The sequence below is a fragment of the Nocardioides sp. genome, from assembly GCF_036267815.1.
GTDB lineage: Bacteria > Actinomycetota > Actinomycetes > Propionibacteriales > Nocardioidaceae > Nocardioides.
Genome location: NZ_DATAVI010000083.1, coordinates 1 through 18,484 on the forward strand (window position 1 = coordinate 1; position 18,484 = coordinate 18,484).

17 protein-coding genes and 1 tRNA gene are annotated in these 18,484 nt (G+C 72.1%); 15 read left to right on the forward strand and 3 right to left on the reverse strand.

What is annotated here, in order from left to right; all coding sequences use genetic code 11:
• Window positions 1–503: 503 nt before the first annotated feature.
• The 6 genes from VHW64_RS17345 to VHW64_RS17370 all read left to right on the forward strand — a co-directional run bounded on the left by VHW64_RS17345 (window position 504) and on the right by VHW64_RS17370 (window position 3,333).
• The gene (locus VHW64_RS17345) at window positions 504–836 is read left to right on the forward strand and encodes an ATPase, T2SS/T4P/T4SS family (protein WP_329651828.1); all 333 of its coding nucleotides are present in this window, start codon (window positions 504–506) and stop codon (window positions 834–836) included.
• The gene (locus tag VHW64_RS17350; RefSeq protein WP_329651829.1) at window positions 833–1,600 is read left to right on the forward strand and encodes a type II secretion system F family protein; all 768 of its coding nucleotides are present in this window, start codon (window positions 833–835) and stop codon (window positions 1,598–1,600) included. Before VHW64_RS17345 ends, VHW64_RS17350 begins: the two co-directional genes overlap by 4 nt.
• Window positions 1,601–1,767: 167 nt before the next feature.
• A complete protein-coding gene (locus VHW64_RS17355) occupies window positions 1,768–2,316 on the forward strand; it encodes a type II secretion system F family protein (RefSeq protein ID WP_329651830.1) in 549 nt (182 codons plus the stop codon).
• 92 nt (window positions 2,317–2,408) lie between these two features.
• Window positions 2,409–2,636 (forward strand): DUF4244 domain-containing protein, encoded by a 228-nt coding sequence (locus VHW64_RS17360; protein ID WP_329651831.1) that lies wholly within the window; start codon window positions 2,409–2,411, stop codon window positions 2,634–2,636.
• A complete protein-coding gene (locus tag VHW64_RS17365) occupies window positions 2,633–2,986 on the forward strand; it encodes a TadE family type IV pilus minor pilin (protein ID WP_329651832.1) in 354 nt (117 codons plus the stop codon). Before VHW64_RS17360 ends, VHW64_RS17365 begins: the two co-directional genes overlap by 4 nt.
• Window positions 2,983–3,333, forward strand: a complete 351-nt coding sequence (locus VHW64_RS17370; protein WP_329651833.1) for an Rv3654c family TadE-like protein — start codon at window positions 2,983–2,985, stop codon at window positions 3,331–3,333. Before VHW64_RS17365 ends, VHW64_RS17370 begins: the two co-directional genes overlap by 4 nt.
• 23 nt (window positions 3,334–3,356) lie before the next feature.
• Here VHW64_RS17370 and VHW64_RS17375 read toward each other — a convergent pair whose 3' ends face one another.
• Entirely contained in the window at window positions 3,357–3,686 is a 330-nt protein-coding gene (locus VHW64_RS17375) for a hypothetical protein (RefSeq protein ID WP_329651834.1), read from the reverse strand.
• 10 nt (window positions 3,687–3,696) lie between these two features.
• Complete coding sequence (locus VHW64_RS17380) at window positions 3,697–6,042, reverse strand: DEAD/DEAH box helicase (RefSeq protein WP_329651835.1); 2,346 nt, start codon at window positions 6,040–6,042, stop codon at window positions 3,697–3,699.
• 175 nt (window positions 6,043–6,217) lie between these two features.
• Here VHW64_RS17380 and VHW64_RS17385 point away from each other — a divergent pair, with 175 nt between their 5' ends.
• Both VHW64_RS17385 and VHW64_RS17390 read left to right on the forward strand, forming a co-directional pair.
• Window positions 6,218–6,556: an STAS domain-containing protein gene (locus VHW64_RS17385; protein ID WP_329651836.1), complete on the forward strand. Its 339-nt coding sequence runs from the start codon at window positions 6,218–6,220 to the stop codon at window positions 6,554–6,556.
• A 184-nt stretch (window positions 6,557–6,740) separates the two neighbouring features.
• On the forward strand, window positions 6,741–9,038 hold the full coding sequence (locus VHW64_RS17390) for a sodium-translocating pyrophosphatase (RefSeq protein ID WP_329651837.1): 2,298 nt from the start codon (window positions 6,741–6,743) through the stop codon (window positions 9,036–9,038).
• A gap of 33 nt (window positions 9,039–9,071) precedes the next feature.
• On the opposite strand, the gene VHW64_RS17395 is transcribed toward VHW64_RS17390, so the two are convergent.
• A complete protein-coding gene (locus VHW64_RS17395; protein ID WP_329651838.1) occupies window positions 9,072–9,749 on the reverse strand; it encodes a hypothetical protein in 678 nt (225 codons plus the stop codon).
• A 38-nt stretch (window positions 9,750–9,787) separates the two neighbouring features.
• On the opposite strand from VHW64_RS17395, the gene VHW64_RS17400 reads away from it, so the two are divergent.
• The 7 genes from VHW64_RS17400 (at window position 9,788) to VHW64_RS17430 (ending at window position 18,254) form a co-directional block, all read left to right on the forward strand.
• Window positions 9,788–11,242: a DUF7059 domain-containing protein gene (locus tag VHW64_RS17400; RefSeq protein WP_329651839.1), complete on the forward strand. Its 1,455-nt coding sequence runs from the start codon at window positions 9,788–9,790 to the stop codon at window positions 11,240–11,242.
• Window positions 11,243–11,391: 149 nt separating this feature from the next.
• Window positions 11,392–14,118: a type I DNA topoisomerase gene (topA, locus tag VHW64_RS17405; RefSeq protein WP_329651840.1), complete on the forward strand. Its 2,727-nt coding sequence runs from the start codon at window positions 11,392–11,394 to the stop codon at window positions 14,116–14,118.
• A gap of 68 nt (window positions 14,119–14,186) precedes the next feature.
• Window positions 14,187–14,843 carry a dTMP kinase gene (gene tmk, locus VHW64_RS17410; RefSeq protein ID WP_329651841.1) on the forward strand — a complete coding sequence of 219 codons (657 nt, stop codon included), beginning with the start codon at window positions 14,187–14,189 and terminating at the stop codon, window positions 14,841–14,843.
• Between the two features lie 29 nt (window positions 14,844–14,872).
• Complete coding sequence (locus VHW64_RS17415) at window positions 14,873–16,015, forward strand: DNA polymerase III subunit delta' (RefSeq protein WP_414690526.1); 1,143 nt, start codon at window positions 14,873–14,875, stop codon at window positions 16,013–16,015.
• The gene (locus VHW64_RS17420) at window positions 16,012–17,556 is read left to right on the forward strand and encodes an alpha/beta hydrolase (RefSeq protein ID WP_329651843.1); all 1,545 of its coding nucleotides are present in this window, start codon (window positions 16,012–16,014) and stop codon (window positions 17,554–17,556) included. The genes VHW64_RS17415 and VHW64_RS17420 overlap by 4 nt, the downstream gene beginning before the upstream one ends.
• A gap of 103 nt (window positions 17,557–17,659) precedes the next feature.
• Window positions 17,660–17,732: transfer RNA gene (locus VHW64_RS17425), tRNA-Thr, on the forward strand.
• Window positions 17,733–17,873: 141 nt separating this feature from the next.
• Window positions 17,874–18,254, forward strand: a complete 381-nt coding sequence (locus VHW64_RS17430) for a hypothetical protein (protein ID WP_329651844.1) — start codon at window positions 17,874–17,876, stop codon at window positions 18,252–18,254.
• The last annotated feature ends 230 nt before the right edge of the window (window positions 18,255–18,484 follow it).

Genomic DNA, 18,484 nt, shown 5'->3' on the forward strand with positions numbered 1-18,484 from the left:
GCCGTGACGCACGCGGAGAGCAGGATTTCAGCCATGACGTCGTCGATGTCCGCCTCAGTCATGTACTGCGGGCAGCGGCGCTTCACCTTGCGGCGCAGGTTCTTCATCTCCTCGACGGTGGGTCCACCATCGCTAAAATCAAAGAGAGCCACGGGGCACCTCTCCTAACTTGGGTCGGAGAGCCCCGCAGCTCGCGCTGCGAACCTGATTTCGCACTAGGGTGGTATTCGGTCCAGCACTGTTGGCTGGTCCGGGCCCAAGGCTCTCGGGTCGGTGTTGAATTGTGACCCGCATGTTACCGGCGCGGGCCGTTCACTGTCGAGAGCCGTGGAGCCGTTCTCGGAGTGCTGTAGCAAGTACTGAAGGCCAAAGTAGCGCCAAATTTCTCGACGGTCGCCTAGGAACTTCACACGGCCGCCCGGACCGGGTGTTGTCTCGCCGACGCGTCAAGGCGAAAGCGAAGCACGATCGGCTGGTCACCTGACGCAGGAGGCCGCGAGGTCGTGGAGCTCCTCGCCGCGCTCAACACCGGACACGAGGGCGGGTGCGGGACCATCCACGCCAACTCAGCGTACGACGTGCCCGCGCGGGTGGAGGCGCTGTGCCTCGCCGCTGGGCTGGACCGGGCCGCGGCCCACAGCCAGTTCCTGGCGGGGGTCGACGCGGTGCTCCACCTCGGTCGTGACGTCGACGGTGGGCGAGTCCTCCGCGAGGTGGCAGTCCCGCGGTCCCGCTCGGACGGGTTGGCCGAGATGGAGACTGCGGTGTCGTTCTCCGGTGCCGGCTGCGTCGCCGGTCCCGGCGAGTCGGTGCTAGCGGCCCGGCTGGCGGCGTGACGAGCGTCGCGCTCGCGACCGGCCTAGCGGTCTGGCTGACCGTCCCTCCGGGACCGTCGCCGACGGCGCGCACGCGAAGCGGCCTGACGCGAGGGCGGCTGCTGGCCGGGGGGCTCGTCGGTGCAGCGCTCGCCTGGGTGCTGTTGCCCCGCCCGTGGACCGGTCCCGTGCTGGTGGTGTCGTCGGGAATGCTCGGTGCGTGGTCCCTGTGGCGTGTCGGTGTCCACGCTCGGACGGCCGGGCGCAACGCCGTTCTGACCGCGCAGGTGTGCGACGTGCTGGCGGCCGAGCTGGAGGCCGGCCGGCCCACGGAGGCGGCGCTGGCCGAGGCGGTGGAGTCCTGGCCGCAGATCCGGCCGGTGGCCGAGGTGTGCCGTCTTGGTGGCGACGTTCCGGACGCCCTGCATCGGGCCTCGATGCGGCCGGGCGCCGCCGGGTTGGGTCTGCTCGCGGCCGCGTGGGTCGTTGCGGTTCGCACCGGCGGTGGCCTGTCCGGCGCCACGCGCCGGGTGGCCGACACCGTGCGGCGAGACCTCGGGACACGTCGCGTCGTCGCCGGGGAGCTCGCCTCTGCCCGGGCCACCGCGCGGTTGGTCGCGGCGCTGCCGGTCCTCACCCTGGTGATGGGCAGCGGCGCGGGTGGCGACCCCTGGCAGTTCCTCGTCGGCACGCCGTTCGGACTCTGCTGTCTTGCCGGTGGTCTCGCCTTCGGCCTCGCAGGACTGTGGTGGATGGAGATGATCGCCCGTGAGGTCGACCGGTGATCCTCCTCCTTCCGGTCGCCACGGCGGCCATGGCGGGTGCGTTGGCGGTGCCTTCGCGAGGGCGGTGCATCCCCCCAGCTCCCCGCAGGGCCCAGCAGCCGGACGACCGTGGCTGGCTGCTGAGGGGGCGCTGGTGCTGGTCGGTCCTGGCGTGTGTCGGCGCCGTCGTGTTCGTCACGGGTCGCCTGGCTGTCCCGGCCGGTGCGGCGGCCGCGGCTGTCGTCTGGGTGTGGGCAGGGCGAGCGGAGCCGGCGTCGGTACGGCGTCGCCGCGCCGCGCTGGCGCGCGAGCTGCCGGCGTTCGTGCAGCTGCTCGCCGTGGCGCTCGAGTCGGGCTGTGACGTCGCCGCCGCCATCCGGATCGTTTCGGGGGCGATGCCGGGGCCTGCGGCTCGTCTGGTCGTCGCGGTGTCCCAGCGCCTGTCGCTGGGGGTGGCACCGGCCGAGGCGTGGCGTCCCGTCCTCGAGCACGCGGAGCTCGCTCCGCTGGGCCGGGCCATGGTGCGGGCACACCGCTCCGGCACCTCGGTGACCGCAGCCCTCGGCGTCCTGGCCGACGAGCTGGAGAGCCGCACCCGACAAGGCGTCGAGGAGCGCGCGCGGAGCGTCGGCGTCAAGGCCGCGCTGCCGCTCGGGCTGTGCCTGCTGCCGTCGTTCCTCCTGATCGGCATCGTGCCGATGACGGTCAGCCTGCTGCGGAGCCTGTCGCTGTGGTGACGACCGAGTCCCGCGCGGACCACCGCCGGTCCACCGTGGGTGGTCGCGCCGGGTGTGTCCACAGCTGGCCAGACGGCACGGGCGAGGTGCCGATGAACGGCGCGAGAGTGCTCTCGGTCGCACCTGGCGGCCACGACGAGAGGAGAGTCATGCAGGGTCATCTCGGGCAGCACGGCATCACCACCGCTGAGTACGCCGTCGGCACGGCGGCGGGCGCCGGATTTGCCGGCCTGCTGTTCAAGCTGCTGACCGGTGGCTTCGGTGAGCAGCTTCTGCACACGTTGTTCGACCACGTGCTCTCTCTGCTGGGGATCGGGTGAGCCGCGACCAGCGGGGGGCGGCGACGGCGGAGCTCGCACTCACGATCCCGCTCCTGGTGTCCCTGACGGTCGGGCTGGTCTGGCTGCTCACGATCGGGATCGCCCAGACCCGCATGGTCGACGCGGCGCGCGAGGCGGCTCGAGCCGCGGCCCGGGGCGACCCGCCCGCGGTTGCGGCCGACCGGGCGCGCCAGGTGGCTCCCGGCGCCCAGGTGTCGGTGCGAGACGTCGACGGAGAGGTCGTCGCGTCCGTCAGTGACTCGGTTGCAGCACCGGGTGGGCTGCTCGGGTTCCTGCCGTCCGCGCAGGTGCACGCTCAGGCGGAGACGGCGCCCGAGGTCGACCCGTGAGCGCCAGGGATGACGACCGCGGGGCGGCGACGGTGCTGGTGCTGGCGATGGTCGGCGTCCTCGTCTTCGTGGGAGCCGCGGGGCTGGTCGTGGTCGCCATGGTCGTGGCCCATCGCGCCGCCCAGTCAGCCGCCGACCTCGCTGCCATCGCCGGGGCTCGTGGAGTTGCCGAAGGCAGTGACGGGTGCGCGGCGGCCGCCGACGTCGCCGAGGCCAACCGTGCTCGCCTCGTCGCCTGCGCGGTGACGAGCCGCGACGTCGCCGTGCGCGTCGAGGTCGCGGGACCTCGGTGGCTCGGTGAGACAGCCGACCTCGGCGCCGAGGCCCGCGCCGGACCCGGACCCTGACCGGCCGCATGGTCGGACAAGCCTCAGCCGGGGGGCTCCTGGCCCGCACGGTCGTCCACGGAGCCACCGTCGGGCGACCGCCGGCCGTCCTCGTCCCGCTGGCGCTCGCGTCCCTCACGCTCCAGGGTCTGGAGGCGACGATGCTCCCGACGACGTCGGATGGCGCGGCCCGCGCCGGCCCGGGTCAGTCCCAGCCCGACGATCACCGCGAGGGTCGCGGCCACGCCGAGGAAGAACAGCGTGGCGGAGCTCAGGTCCAGTCCGAGATACGCCGCCGTCCCGCTGCTGGCGACCACCGCGGCGACGACCGCGAGGACGCCGACAGCGACCAACAGCAGTCCGACGACCACCATGTCCGGCAGGCTACCGACACGGCGCGCCCACCAGAAGCGTCTCCAGGAGCGCAACCGCGCCTCGCTTGTCGAGCGGCTGGTTCTGGTTGCCGCACTTCGGGGACTGGACGCACGACGGGCAGCCGTCGCGGCAGGCGCAGGCGCGGATGGCCTCTCGTGTCGCCGTCAGCCAGGCGGCTGCCGCGTCGAAGCCCCGCGCGCTGATTCCGGCTCCGCCCGGGTGGCCGTCGTAGACGAAGACGGTCAGGCGCCCGGTGTCGGCGTGGTGGGCCGTGGACACCCCGCCGATGTCCCAGCGGTCGCAGGTGGCGAACAGCGGGAGCAGGCCGATCGAGCAGTGCTCGGCCGCGTGCGCTGACCCGGGGAGATCGGCGCTCAGCAGACCCGACTCGGCGAGCTGGTCCTCGCTCAAGGTCCACCAGACCGCCTGCGTCGTCAGGCTCTGCTCCGGAAGGTCGAGCGGCACCTCGTCGATCACGTCTCCGGCGGGCTGGCGGCGTCGCAGATAGGACACGACCTGGTGGGTCACCTCGACCAGGCCGAACGAGAGCCGCGCCTGGTCCCAGCGCTCGTGGTCGAGCTCTCGGCGCACGGAGATCTCCGTCAGCTCCCGGGCAGTGGTGGAGTAGTCGACGTCGGCCCGGTCGAGCATGGCTACCCGCTCGTCGAGGTCGAGGGACTCCACCAGCCAGGTCTCGCCGCGATGCACGTAGACGGCGCCGGCGTGGGCTGTGGCATGGACACTGCCGCCGTCCGCCGTGCCGACGACGCGCCCCGTGGACCCCTCGACCAGCGAGAAGGGGCGGCCGCTGCTCGACCGGATGTCGGCGAGGGCGCTGGCCGGTTCGGCGTGGGTCCAGTACCAGCCCTGTGCCCGGCGTCGCAGGCGACCGCTCGAGGTCAGCTGCTCGAGCAGGTCGTGCGCGTGGGCACCGAAGATGCCGACCTCGTCGTCGCGCAGCGGCACCTCCTGCGCGGCCGCGCACAGATGCGGCCCCACGACGTAGGGGTTGTCGGGGTCGAACACCGTCTGCTCGATCGCGGCGTCCAGGAGGGCCTCCGGGTGGGTCACGAGGTAGGTGTCCAGTGGGTCGTCGCGGGCGACCAGGACCGCGAGTGCGTCGGCGGCGTTGCGACCGGCCCGACCAACCTGCTGCCACCATGCCGCCCGCGTGCCGGGAAAGCCCGCCACCAGCACGGCGTCGAGACCGGCGACGTCGATGCCGAGCTCCAGGGCGTTCGTCGCGGCGAGTCCGAGCAGGGTGCCGTCGCGCAGTGCCCGCTCGATCTCGCGGCGCTCCTCCGGGAGGTAGCCGCCGCGGTAGCTGGCGACCCGGGCGCGAAGCTCCGGATCGACCTCCGCGAGGAGGTCCGCGGCCGCGCTCGCCACCTGCTCCGCGGCTCGCCGCGACCGGACGAACGCGAGCGTGTGGACGCCCTGAGCGACCAGGTCGGCCAAGAGGTCGGCCGTCTCCGACGACGCGGCACGTCGCACCGGTGCGCCGTTCTCCCCGGCGTACGACGTGAACCTCGGCTCCCAGAGGGCGAGGGCGACCTCGCCCCGAGGGGCGTCGTCGTGGCTGACGGCGAGCACCTCGAGCCCGGTGAGCCGGCCGGCGTGCTCGGCGGGGTTGCCCACGGTCGCCGAGGCGAGCACGAACGTCGGGTCCGAGCCGTGGAAGGCACAGACCCGGCGGAGCCGGCGCAGCACCTGGGCGACGTGCGCCCCGAACACGCCTCGGTAGTGATGGCACTCGTCGACCACCACCAGATCGAGCGAGCCGAAGAGCCCGCCCCATCGCTCGTGGCGAGGCAGCAGCGATCGGTGGAGCATGTCGGGGTTGGTGAGCACGTACTCGCCGTGCTCCCGGGTCCAGTCGCGCTCGTCGTAGGAGGAGTCGCCGTCGTGGGTGGTCACCCGGACTCCGAGCCCCAGCTCGGCCAGGGAGGCGAGCTGGTCTTGGGCCAGGGCCTTGGTCGGGCTGATGTAGAGCGTGGAGGCGCCGCGCTCACCGCGCCGGCCCCGGCGCTCGAGGATCGCGGTCAGCGCCGGCAGCTGGTAGGCCAGCGACTTGCCCGAGGCGGTGCCGGTGGAGACCACGACGTGCTGGCCCGCGCGGGCGGCCTCCGCGACGACCGCTTGATGACGCCACAGCGTGGAGACGCCGCGACGGGCGTACGCCGTCCGGACGGCGGGGTGCACCCAGTCCGGCCAGCTCGCGGTCACCGGCTCGCGGCGCGGCAGCACCCGCAGGTGGCGCAGGGAGTCCTCGCGGCCGGGCCCCCGGGCGAGGCCGCGCCCCAGCAGCTCGACGCCGGCGAACTCGGGCGCGCCGCTCGTGGCGCCGCCCGCCATGCCGCTCACCCCTGCCTCACGGGGTCCAGTCTGACAAAGCGCGCCGACGCTCGGCGGGTCGTGGGTGGCTCTGGGCAATTGGTCCGCGTCGCGAACGAGCGTGGTTTGATAGGCAAGGACGGAACTCGCCGACCAGAGGCGCTCGTCACCAACCGGGAGCCATGGGAGAGGACACGTGGACCTGACCATCGCGACGCGGCAGGCCGCCGGCCGCACGGTCATGTCGGTCGCCGGTGAGATCGACGTCTACACCGCCCCCCGCCTGCGCGAGGAGATCACCGAGCTCGTCGCCGCCGGCACCTACGACCTGGTGATCGACATGTCCGAGGTCGAGTTCCTCGACTCCACCGGGCTCGGCGTGTTGGTCGGCGGGCTGAAGAAGGTGCGCGCCCACGACGGCTCGCTCCAGCTGGTGTGCAACCAGGACCGCCTGCTGAAGATCTTCCGGATCACCGGTCTGGCCAAGGTGTTCGTCATCCACCAGACCGCCGAGGCGGCTCTCGCCGCGACCTGACGGCGGCCTGCTGGTGGCCTGACGGCGCCCTGACGGCGACTGGCTCGAGACCGCGTCGCGAGCGGACGAGCGGGGCGAGCGCACGCGCACCCGGTGTGACTCCTGAGTCGCGGAGATGACATGATCCCCCGGGCGCATGGCACAATCCGCGCCGTTCGTCGTACGTATTCCCAGGAGGAAATCCATGAGCGGGACCGGTCCCGTCGTGCATCTCTCCGGTGGCAACCTCGTCCTGGTCATCATCGTCGCCCTGATCGCGCTCGGCGCGCTCGGGATGGCGTACATGTTCCGCCAGGAGGTCCTTGCCGCGGGCGAAGGCACCGACAACATGAAGAACATCGCGCACGCGGTGCAGGAGGGGGCCAACGCCTACCTCCAGCGGCAGTTCCGCACGCTGGCGGTCTTCGCCGGGGTCGCGTTCTTCGCGCTGATGCTGCTGCCCGCCGACGACTGGGGGGTGCGCATCGGCCGGTCCGTCTTCTTCCTGGTCGGCGCGGGCTTCTCCGCGGCCGTGGGCTACCTCGGGATGAGCCTGGCCGTGCGGGCCAACCTGCGCGTCGCCGCGGCGGCCAACGAGAGGGGCCGCGAGGCCGCCATGACGGTCGGGTTCCGCACCGGCGCGATGGTCGGGATGCTGACCGTCGGCCTGGGGCTGCTCGGCGCGAGCGTGGTCGTCCTGCTCTTCAAGGACAAGGCACCGCACGTGCTCGAGGGCTTCGGCTTCGGCGCCGCCCTGCTCGCGATGTTCATGCGTGTCGGAGGCGGCATCTTCACCAAGGCCGCCGACGTCGGAGCCGACCTGGTCGGCAAGGTCGAGCAGAACATCCCCGAGGACGACCCGCGCAACGCCGCCACCATCGCCGACAACGTCGGCGACAACGTCGGCGACTGCGCCGGCATGGCCGCCGACCTCTTCGAGTCCTACGCCGTGACCCTGGTCGCCGCGCTGATCCTCGGCTCGCAGGCGTTCGGCAACAAGGGCCTGGTGTTCCCGCTGCTGATCCCGGCCGTCGGTGCGCTGACCGCCGTCATCGGGACCTACCTCTGCAAGCCGCGGGTCGGCGAGAACGGCCTGGTGACGATCAACCGCGCGTTCTACATCTCGGCGGCCATCAGCGCCGTCGCCTGCGTCATCGTCTCCTTCGTCTACCTCCCCGGGTCGTGGGCCGACCTGACCGGAGCCTCCGGAGACACCGCGAGCGCAAGCCCGCGCGTCGTGGCTGCCGTGGCCGTGCTCATCGGCATCGTGCTCGCGGCCTGCATCCTGGCCCTGACCGGATACTTCACCGGCACCGACTACAAGCCGGTCAAGGACGTCGGCAAGACCTCCCTCACCGGCGCGGCGACCGTGATCCTGTCCGGCATCTCGCTGGGGCTGGAGTCCGCGGTCTACACCGCCCTGGTGATCGGAGCCGCCGTCTTCGGTGCCGCCCTGATCGGCGGCGACGTCGCGCTGTTCGCGGTGTCGCTGGCCGGCACCGGGCTGCTCACCACGGTCGGGGTCATCGTCGCGATGGACACCTTCGGTCCGGTCTCCGACAACGCCCAGGGCGTCGCGGAGATGTCGGGCGACGTGCACGGCGAGGGCGCCCAGATCCTCACCGAGCTGGACGCGGTCGGCAACACGACCAAGGCGATCACCAAGGGCATCGCGATCGCGACCGCCGTGCTCGCGGCGAGCGCGCTGTTCGCGTCGTACACCCAGTCGGCGATCGAGGCCTTCACCAAGGCCCACCCGACCAGCGACGAGGTCGGCAGCTTCAGCAACGCGTTCCTGATCTTCGACGCCAAGCTGATCGTCGGCGTGATCCTCGGCGCGGCGGCGGTGTTCCTGTTCTCCGGTCTGGCCATCAACGCCGTGGGTCGGGCCGCGGGCGCGGTGGTGTACGAGGTACGACGTCAGTTCCGCGAGATCCCGGGGATCATGGAGGGCACCGGCCGACCGGAGTACGGCAAGGTCGTCGACATCGTGACCCGCGACTCGCTGCGCGAGCTCGCGACGCCGGGGCTGCTCGCCGTTCTGGCGCCGATCGCGGTCGGCTTCGGTCTCGGCATCGGTCCGTTGGCGGGGTTCCTGGTCGGTGCGATCGGGAGCGGCACCCTGATGGCGGTCTTCCTGGCCAACTCGGGCGGCGCCTGGGACAACGCCAAGAAGCTCGTCGAGGACGGCAACCACGGTGGCAAGGGCTCGTCGGCGCACGAGGCGACGATCATCGGGGACACCGTCGGTGACCCGTTCAAGGACACCGCGGGTCCCTCGATCAACCCGTTGCTCAAGGTGATGAACCTGGTCTCGCTGCTGATCGTCTCGGCCATCGTCAAGATGTCCTACGGCGGCGACAAGAACGACACGCTGCGGATCGTCATCGCCTTGCTGGCGGCCGCGGGCATCGCCGCCGCGGTGATCGTCTCCAAGCGCAGGTCGACGGTCCTCACCGACGAGCCGGCCACCCCGGCGACCCCGGCGACCCCCGCGGCCTAGAGCCAACCCCGCTGACCCGGCAGATCTGCCGGGTCAGCGGGTGCGGACGAGGAGGGAGACGCGGGCGAGGGGGTAGACCACGCCGGCTCGGAAGTAGCGGTGGTAGTCGCGCGTCAGCGAGAGAATGTCGGCGGGCGACATCTTGATGCAGCCGTGCGAGGTGTAGTCGTTGATCTTGGGGAACTCCCACCGGCAGATCTGGTCGCCGGGCGTGTTGGCGCACTGGGTGTTCCCGGGCCCGGCCTCGGTGTGGATGAACAGCTGCTCGCGCAAGGTGCCGTTGCCGCACCGCTTGTCGGAGAGCCGGAACGCGCGCCCGTGGATCAGGGAGCCGTCGTAGTCGTCGTACTGGCGCAGGGAGTAGCGCCCGTCGGGCAGCCAGCCGTGGTTCTTCACGCAGGCGTTGGTCGCGCTGCCCCCGGGCAGGCCCGAGCCGGCGCGCCACGCGTCGTGCCTGACGAGCTTCCACGACCCGTCCATCCGCTGGCGCCAGGCCCGCCACCTGATCCGGCTGTCCCACGGGTGCGCGGGCCGCTTGACGAAGGTGATCTGCGCCCGCACGGCGCCCGGGTGGGCCGTGGTGTCGACCAGGCCGCCACCGCCGGTCGAGCCGTGGGTCGCCAGAGCCGGCGGAGCTGCCGAGACCGCCGTCGCCACGCCAGCGGTGACGGCGAGCAGAGCGGCGGCGAGAGCGCGCGTTGGACGGGCCATGCAGAGATTGAAGCATCTGTCGGTGTCACGATGACCCCGTGAACGGCGTGCCGAGACCTGAGCTGGCACCGCGGCTCCGCGACGCGCTGCTCGCGGCCGACTACTCCGTCGGGGTCGTCGACTCCCTGCTCGGCCCCACCGCGCGAGCCGCGCTCCAGCGATCCGAGACCACGGCGGCGCTACGTCGTACGACGGGCGGGTCGCCGGTGGCGACCCTGGTCCGGCTGTTCATCCTCCAGACCGTCGTCTCACGGGCGGACGCCGACCGGGCGCTGGCGGGTCTCACGGTGCGGCTCGCGGAGGCCGGTCTCCTCCTCGCCTCCGGCGGGGAGGTCCGCGCTGCCCTCGACTGCCGCCCCTACGCCGACGACGCCCGTGACTGGTGGGTGGTCAGCGACCTGACGCCGGGGCTGGACGGGCAGCCGATCCGCGTGGACGCCGACCACGTCCTCGGCCTCACCCCCGCGTCGACCAGCCTCACCCAGCTCACGACGCGTCGCCCGGTCGCGCGGGCACTCGACCTCGGGACCGGCTGCGGGGTCCAGTCGCTGCACCTGTCGACCCACGCGGAGAGCGTCGTCGCCACCGACGTCAACCCGCGCGCCCTGGCCGTGGCGGCCTTCAACGCGGCGCTCAACGACGTCGCCCTCGACCTGCGAGCCGGCTCGCTGTGGGCGCCGGTCGCCGAGGAGGCCTTCGACCTGGTCGTGAGCAACCCGCCGTTCGTGATCTCCCCGGCCACCGACCGCCGGCTGGTCTACCGCGACTCGGGCCTGCCGGGGGACCGCGTCGTCGAGGAGATCGTCCGCGGTGCCTCCGCCCACCTCGCCGACGGCGGGTGGTCCCACGTGGTGGCCAACTGGGCGATCCACGACGGCCGGCCGTGGGACGAGCGGCTCGAGGCCTGGCTCCCCGACGACTGCGACGCCCTCGTCGTCCAGCGCGACGTGCTCGACCCACCGGCGTACGTCGAGCTCTGGCTCAAGGACGCCGGGCGCCACGGCGGACCCGGCTATCTCGAGGCCTACGACGCGTGGCTCGGGTGGTTCGGCGACCAGCAGATCGAGGGCATCGGCTTCGGCTGGGTCAACCTCCGCAAGGGCGGCCAGGAGCGCGAGCTGCTCGACCATCCGTACGCCGTGGAGCAGCCGGCAGCCCCGGCGGTCGAGGCGTGGGCGAGCGCCCAGCATGCCGCGGTCGACGAGGGCAGCCGCCTCGAGCGGCGACCGGACGTCGTCCAGGAGACGCACGGCGAGCCCGGCGCGGAGCACCCCGAGACCATCGTGCTGCGCCAGCGCCTGGGGCTGTGCCGGGCCCGGCAGGTCGACACCGTGGAGGCGGCGCTGGCGGGCGCCAGCGACGGCGACCTGACGGTGGGCCAGATCCTCGACGCCCTGGCCCTGCTCCTGGACCGAGACCGCGCCGAGCTCGCCACGACGTACCTCCCGGCCGCCTGCGAGCTGGTGCGTGCGGGCTTCCTGACGCCTGTCTGAGCGTCGGGTCGCCAGCACGGTCGGTTGGTGGCGTTTCGGGGCATCGGGAACAACGGACTGGATCCGACGCGCTACCGTGAGCGGCCGTGAGCCGTGGCGGGAGCCTCAGCAGCCGGCTCACCCCCACCTCGCCCGAGTCAGGAGAAGCAGTGGCACACAAGCTGGTGATCGTCGAGTCGCCCGCGAAAGCGCGGACGATCGGCGGCTACCTCGGCAAGGACTACGTCGTCGAGTCCTCGGTCGGCCACATCCGCGACCTGCCCAACTCCGCGGCCGACACCCCGGCCGAGATCAAGGACAAGCCCTGGGGCCGGCTGGCCGTCGACGTCGACAACGGCTTCGAGCCGTACTACGTCGTGCCCCGTGAGAAGAGGAGCCACATCGCCAAGCTCAAGAGCCTGCTGAAGGACGCCGACGAGCTCTACCTCGCCACCGACGAGGACCGCGAGGGCGAGGCCATCGCCTGGCACCTGCTCGACGAGCTGAAGCCGAAGGGCATCCCGGTGCACCGGATGGTCTTCCACGAGATCACCAAGGCCGCCATCCTCGCCGCGGTCGAGAACCCCCGCGAGATCAACGACGACCTCGTCGAGGCCCAGGAGGCACGCCGCATCCTGGACCGCCTCTACGGCTACGAGGTCAGCCCCGTGCTGTGGAAGAAGGTCATGTCGGGGCTCTCGGCGGGCCGCGTGCAGTCGGTGGCCACCCGCCTGGTGGTCGACCGCGAGCGCGAGCGGATGGCGTTCCGGATCGCGTCGTACTGGGACCTCGAGGGCACCTTCGACGCCGGCTCCGGCAAGGAGCCGCGGATGTTCCCGGCCAAGCTGCACTCGATCGACGAGATGCGTGTGGCCGGCGGCTCCGACTTCGCCACCGACGGCGAGCTGAAGGGCAAGCGGCAGACCGACCGCGTCCACCTCGACCGCAACGCGGCCGAGGGGCTCGTCGCCGCGCTGCGGGACACGTCCTACGACGTGCGGTCGGTCGAGTCCAAGCCCTACCGCCGCCAGCCCTACGCGCCGTTCCGCACGACCACGATGCAGCAGGAGGCGAGCCGCAAGCTGGGCATGAGCGCCTCCGGCACGATGTCGGTCGCGCAGCGGCTCTACGAGGGCGGCCACATCACCTACATGCGGACCGACTCCACGACGTTGTCGGCCACCGCCGTCGCCGCCGCACGCTCGCAGGTCCGTGAGCTGTACGGCGCGGAGTACCTCCCCGAGGCCCCCCGCACCTACGCCTCCAAGGTGAAGAACGCCCAGGAGGCCCACGAGGCCATCCGGCCGTCCGGCGAGCGCTTCCGCACACCGGCCGAGACCGGGCTGACCGGCGAGCAGTTCCGTCTCTACGAGCTGATCTGGATGCGGACCGTCGCCTCGCAGATGAGGGACGCGGTCGGCCACTCCGTCACCATCCGGATCGGCGGTGCCGCGGCCGACGGACGCGACGTGGTGTTCAGTGCGAGCGGCCGGGTGATCACGTTCCACGGGTTCCTCAAGGCCTACGTCGAGGGCACCGACAACGACAAGCGGCAGGACGACGCCGAGACGCCGTTGCCGCAGCTCGTCGAGGGCGAGCCGGTGTCGGCCGCCTCCCTGACCCCTCAGGGACACGAGACCAAGCCGCCGGCCCGCTACACCGAGGCGACCCTGATCAAGGAGCTGGAGGAGCGCGAGATCGGCCGGCCCTCGACGTACGCCTCGATCATCGGCACCATCCTCAACCGCGGCTACGTCTACAAGAAGGGCACCGCGCTGGTGCCCGCCTGGATCGCCTTCTCCGTCGTACGCCTGCTGGAGGAGCACTTCCCGCGCCAGATCAGCTACGAGTTCACCGCCGGCATGGAGGACGTCCTCGACGAGATCGCCGGCGGCCGCAAGGACCGCCAGACCGAGCTGGGCGAGTTCTACTTCGGCTCCGACCGCGTCGTCGGCCTGCACCAGCTGGTCAACGAGCTGGGGGAGATCGACGCCAAGGAGCTGGCGACCTTCCCGGTCGGTGGTGCCGAGTCGGGCATCGTGCTCCGCGTCGGACGCTACGGCCCCTACCTCGAGGGCCCCGGCCAGGCCGGTGAGGACGGTGAGGACGGTGAGGACGGGGAGGAGGGCGCGCCGACCCGCGCCAACGTCCCCGACGACATGCCACCCGACGAGCTGACCCTGGCCAAGGCCAAGGAGCTGCTGGCCAACCCCGCGGGGGAGCAGAAGGAGCTCGGGGTGCATCCCGACACCGGCCTGCGGGTGGTGGCCAAGAACGGCAGGTACGGGCCCTACGTGACAGAGCAGCTGCCCGAGAACGCGGCCAAGAACGCCAAGGCCCGCACCGGCTCGCTGTTCTCGACGATGTCGCTGGACACCGTGACCATCGACGACGCCGTCCGCCTGCTGTCCCTGCCCCGCACCGTCGGAGCCGATGCCGACGGCGTCGAGATCACCGCCCAGAACGGCCGCTACGGTCCCTACCTGAAGAAGGGCACCGACTCGCGCTCGCTCACCTCCGAGGACCAGCTGCTGTCGATCACGATCGACGAGGCGCTGGCGATCTACGCCCAGCCCAAGCAGCGGGGCCGGGCCGCGGCGGCACCCCCGCTGAAGGAGCTCGGGCCCGACCCGGTCTCGGGGGCTCCGGTGGTGGTCAAGTCCGGCCGCTTCGGCGACTACGTGACCGACGGCGAGTACAACGCCACCCTCCGCAAGGACGACACCGTCGAGGCGATCACGATCGAGCGGGCCGCCGAGCTGCTGGCCGAACGTCGGGCGAAGGGCCCGGCGAAGAAGACCGCGAAGAAGACGGCCAAGCGCCCCGCGAAGAAGACGGCCAAGAAGGCTATGGCCAAGAAGGCTACGGCGAAGAGGGCGACGGCCAAGAGGGCCTGAGGCCCCCGAGGCGTCCGGGGCCAGCTGCGTCTCCGGGCCAGCTGCGTCGGAGGGCTCGACTAGGCTCGGTGAGCGAGCGAAAGGGCGGCGTCGTGCACACCACCACCGGGGTCTTCGTCTGCTTCGAGGGCGGCGAGGGCGCGGGCAAGTCCACCCAGGCCGGGGTGCTGGCAAGCCGCCTCTCCGAGCGTGGTTACACCGCGCTGCTGACCTTCGAGCCGGGCGACACCGCGGTCGGCAAGGAGCTGCGCACCATCGTGCTCGACCCGGCGACCGGCGAGCTCTCCCATCGCACCGAGGTCCTGCTGTACGCCGCCGACAAGGCCGAGCACGTCGACACGGTCGTGCTGCCCGCCCTGGCGCGGGGTGAGGTCGTGATCACCGACCGCTACGTCGACTCGACGCTGGCCTACCAGGGCGCGGGCCGCGAGCTGGGGCTGGCCGAGGTCGAGCGGGTGGCGCGCTGGGCGACCCGCGAGCTGCGCCCCCACCTGACCGTCGTGCTCGACCTCGACCCGCAGCGCGGCCTGGGCAGGTTCGTCGAGCGCGACCGCATCGAGGGCGAGGCACCTGAGTTCTTCGCCCGGGTCCGCGAGGCCTTCCTGACCCTGGCGTCGGCCGACCCCGACCACTACCTCGTCCTCGACGCGAGCCGTCCGCCCGACGAGCTCGCGGAGGTCGTCGCGACCCGGGTCGAGCCGCTGCTCGCGCAGGCGGTCCGGTGACCACCGCCGTCGCCCCCGGCCCGAGCCGGATGGTCTGGGACACCCTCGTGGGACAACGGCGAGCGGTCGAGGCGCTGCGCTCGGCTGCCGCGGGTCACGGCATGAGCCAGGCCTTCCTGTTCACGGGTCCGCCCGGGTCGGGCCGCTCCAACGCCGCCGTCGCGTTCGCCGCGGCGCTGGAGTGCGAGGAGCAGCCGCCCGGGTGCGGCACCTGCCACTCCTGTCACACCGTGCTGGCCGGCAGCCACGCCGACGTGACCGTCGTCCGCACCGACCGGCTCTCGATCGGGGTCGACGAGGTGCGTGACCTGGTCCGGCGCTCGGCGCTGGCGCCGATGGGCCGGCGTTGGCAGGTGATGATCGTCGAGGACGCCGACCGGTTGACCGACCAGGCGGCCAACGCCCTGCTCAAGGCGATCGAGGAGCCGACCGACCGGACGGTGTGGATGCTGTGCGCACCGACGGTCGAGGACCTCCTGCCCACGATCCGGTCGCGCTGCCGGATGGTCACGCTCACGACGCCGTCGGTCGACGAGGTCGCGGAGTTCCTCAGCCGAGCCGACGACATCGCGCCGGCGCTGGCGTCGTACTGCGCGCGGGCCAGCCAGGGTCACATCGGCCGCGCCCGGGCGCTGGCCCGAGACGAAGGTGCGCGCAACCGGCGCAAGGAGGTCGTCTCGATCCCGTCGCGGCTGACCAGCCTGATCGCCTGCATGAACGCCGCCCAGAACCTCGTCGAGACGACCCAGGAGGAGGCCGACGCGATCACCGGCGAGCTCGACACGCGGGAGCGCGGCGACCTCGACGCGTCGTACGGCGTGGTCGAGCGCGGGCGCCGGCCGCGGGAGTACGCGCCGGCCCTCGCCGCCCTCGAGCGGGCGCAGAGGACCCGCGCCAAGCGGCGGCATCTCGACGTGGTCGACCGCGGCCTGATGGACCTGGTCTCGGTCTATCGCGACGCCATCGTGCTGGCGACCAGCCCCGGGCAGCCGCTGGTCAACGAGGAGATCCGCCACGACGTCGAGCAGGTGGTGCGCGGCGCCAGCGCCGAGCTCAACCTGCGACGCATCGGCTGGATCTTCGACGCGCGGGAGCAGATGCTCGACTTCAACGTGCCGGTGCCGCTCGCCCTGGAGTCGCTGATGGTCGCCTTGAAGGCGCCGTCGCGGTGAGGCGGATCGTCGCCGCTGTCGCCCTGCTCGCCGTCGTGGTTCTGGTCGCCGGCGGCACCCTGGTCCTGACCCGCGCCTCGAGCGGAGAGGACCCGGGTCCGACACCGGTCACGCCGACGGGAGGCCCCCCGGCGGCCCGGCCGCCGTCGCCGGACCTGACGCGCTTCTACTCCCAGCACCTCACCTGGTCGGGCTGCCGCGACGGCGACCGCTGCGCGCGGCTCCGCGTCCCGCTCGACTACCTCCATCCGGCCGGCCGGACCATCGAGCTCTCCGTCCTCGAGGTGCCGGCCACGGGCTCGCGGATCGGCTCGCTCGTGGTCAACCCCGGCGGGCCGGGTGCCGCGGGAACGTCGTTCGCCGCCGGCGGCAGCACCTACTTCGGCGGCCCGCTGCTGGCCCACTTCGACATCGTCGGGTTCGACCCCCGGGGCACCGGCGCGAGCTCGCCGGTCGACTGCCTCGGCGACCGCGCCTTCAACGCCTACCTCTCCTACGACCCAGACCCGTCGACGCCGTCCGAGATCGCGACCTTCCGGCGGCTCCAGCTCAGCATGGCCCGCGGCTGCTCGCGCCGCTCCGGCGCGCTGGCGGCGCACGTGTCGACGGTCGAGTCCGCCCGCGACATGGACATCCTGCGCGCCGCCCTGGGCGACCGTCGCCTCAACTACCTGGGGGCCTCCTACGGCACCAAGCTCGGCGCGACGTACGCCCAGCTCTTCGCGCACCGGGTCGGCCGCTTCGTCCTCGACGGCGCGGTCGACCCCCGGCTCGGCGCGCGCGCGACGGCGTTGCAGCAGGCGGCCGGCTTCCAGCGAGCCTTCGACTCCTACGCAGCGGCCTGCGCGAGCTCCGGCGGCTGCCTCACGGTCGGCAAGAGCGCCGAGCAGGTCGAGCACACCGTGGTCCGCCTGCTCGCCACGATCACCTCGCGGCCCCTGCCGACCAGCGACGGCCGGCACCTCACCGCCGGCAACGCCTTCTACGGCATCGCGGCGACTCTCTACAACCGCAGCTACTGGCCGCTGCTCAGCGAGGCCTTGAGCACGGCTCAGCAGGGTGACGGCACGCTGCTGATGAAGCTGGCCGACGCCTACGCCGAGCGCAACGCCGACGGCACCTTCCAGAGCAACTTCCTCGAGGCCTTCTACGACATCTCCTGTCTCGACGACCCCTACTCCCTTCCCTACTCCCAGGTGCCTGGGCAGTTCGGGGCCTTCGAGAAGGCCTCCCCGGTCTTCGGGCGCGTCTACGCCTGGGGGCTCACCTCGTGCGACGGCTTCGCCCCGCGAGCCGACGAGAGGCCGCCCGTCATCCACGCCGCCGGCGCTCAGCCGATCGTCGTGGTCGGCACCACGCGCGACCCCGCCACGCCGTACCACTGGGCGGTCGCGCTGTCCCACCAGCTCGACTCCGGCGTGCTCGTGAGCCGCGACGGCGACGGCCACACCGGGTACCACGAGGGCAACGCCTGCGTCGACGACGCCGTCGAGGGCTACCTCGTCGCCGGCGTCGTCCCCCGCAACGGTCTCTCCTGCTGACCCCCGCACGTCATACGCGGATTCCGCGCGGGGCTCGCGGCGTCCGTATACTTCCCGCCGTTGCCCGGACCGCCTCCGGCACGGAGAACGTCGCCGGGCACGCGCCGCCTTAGCTCAGTCGGTAGAGCGATTCACTCGTAATGAATAGGTCGTCGGTTCGACTCCGACAGGCGGCTCCCATCCGGTTCTCGAGCTCTCGGGCGCGACACCGACTCTCCCTGCGGGCACCGGTCACGTGTCTGGTCTCCAGATCAGACTGAGCCGACTCTCGCGCGATCTGCGCGCGCCAGGACCGTTCCGGGGTCACTATGGAGGGCATGGACGGCACCGACGGCGACCCGCTCTGGGAGACCTTGCGCTTCGAGCAGGAGGCTCGGCCGGGCTCCTTCACCGACGTGGTGAGGCACGAGCTCCGCTGGGACGCCGAGGCGTTCACCCGTCTCGAGGAGGCGATGCGGGCGGCGTGCGTCGCGCTCGGCGGGCAGTCGTCCATCGACCGGTGGATCGGTGAGGGCTTCTGGTGCTGGACCGCCGTCGTCCCCGAGCTGACCGAGCATCCGCGGTTCTCGGCGCCCGACCCGCACTACCTGCGCGAGTGCCTGGCCCGGCTCCGCGATCTGGGCTCGTGGTTCTTCAACGGCACGTCGCCCTACGGTCCGGCGCACGTCTGGGAGCCGGTCGCCGCCATCGACGGCTGAGCCCCGTCCCGGTCGCGGGCAGGAGCCCGCCAAGAGCGACAGCAGCCCTGTCGACGAGCGCCAGAAAGTGTCGGCGCTTATGTCAGCAACCGAACAGACAGGGTGGTCTCGCGGACGTAGGTTCCAGTCGTCTGCTGCTCGGAAGGGCCGACCACTCGGGGGCCGTTCCTGCACCTATCTGTGCATCACCACCGTCGGCTTCGACGACCCGCAGGCGCACTCATCCAATC

Excerpts from the sequence above, each read along its gene's own strand:
- VHW64_RS17375 (WP_329651834.1), bottom strand. The coding sequence starts at position 3,686 with ATGGTGGTCGTCGGACTGCTGTTGGTCGCTGTCGGCGTCCTCGCGGTC.
- VHW64_RS17415 (WP_414690526.1), top strand. The coding sequence starts at position 14,873 with ATGGTCTGGGACACCCTCGTGGGACAACGGCGAGCGGTCGAGGCGCTG.
- VHW64_RS17380 (WP_329651835.1), bottom strand. The coding sequence starts at position 6,042 with ATGGCGGGCGGCGCCACGAGCGGCGCGCCCGAGTTCGCCGGCGTCGAG.
- VHW64_RS17430 (WP_329651844.1), top strand. The coding sequence starts at position 17,874 with ATGGACGGCACCGACGGCGACCCGCTCTGGGAGACCTTGCGCTTCGAG.
- VHW64_RS17360 (WP_329651831.1), top strand. The coding sequence starts at position 2,409 with ATGAACGGCGCGAGAGTGCTCTCGGTCGCACCTGGCGGCCACGACGAG.
- VHW64_RS17395 (WP_329651838.1), bottom strand. The coding sequence starts at position 9,749 with ATGGCCCGTCCAACGCGCGCTCTCGCCGCCGCTCTGCTCGCCGTCACC.
- VHW64_RS17390 (WP_329651837.1), top strand. The coding sequence starts at position 6,741 with ATGAGCGGGACCGGTCCCGTCGTGCATCTCTCCGGTGGCAACCTCGTC.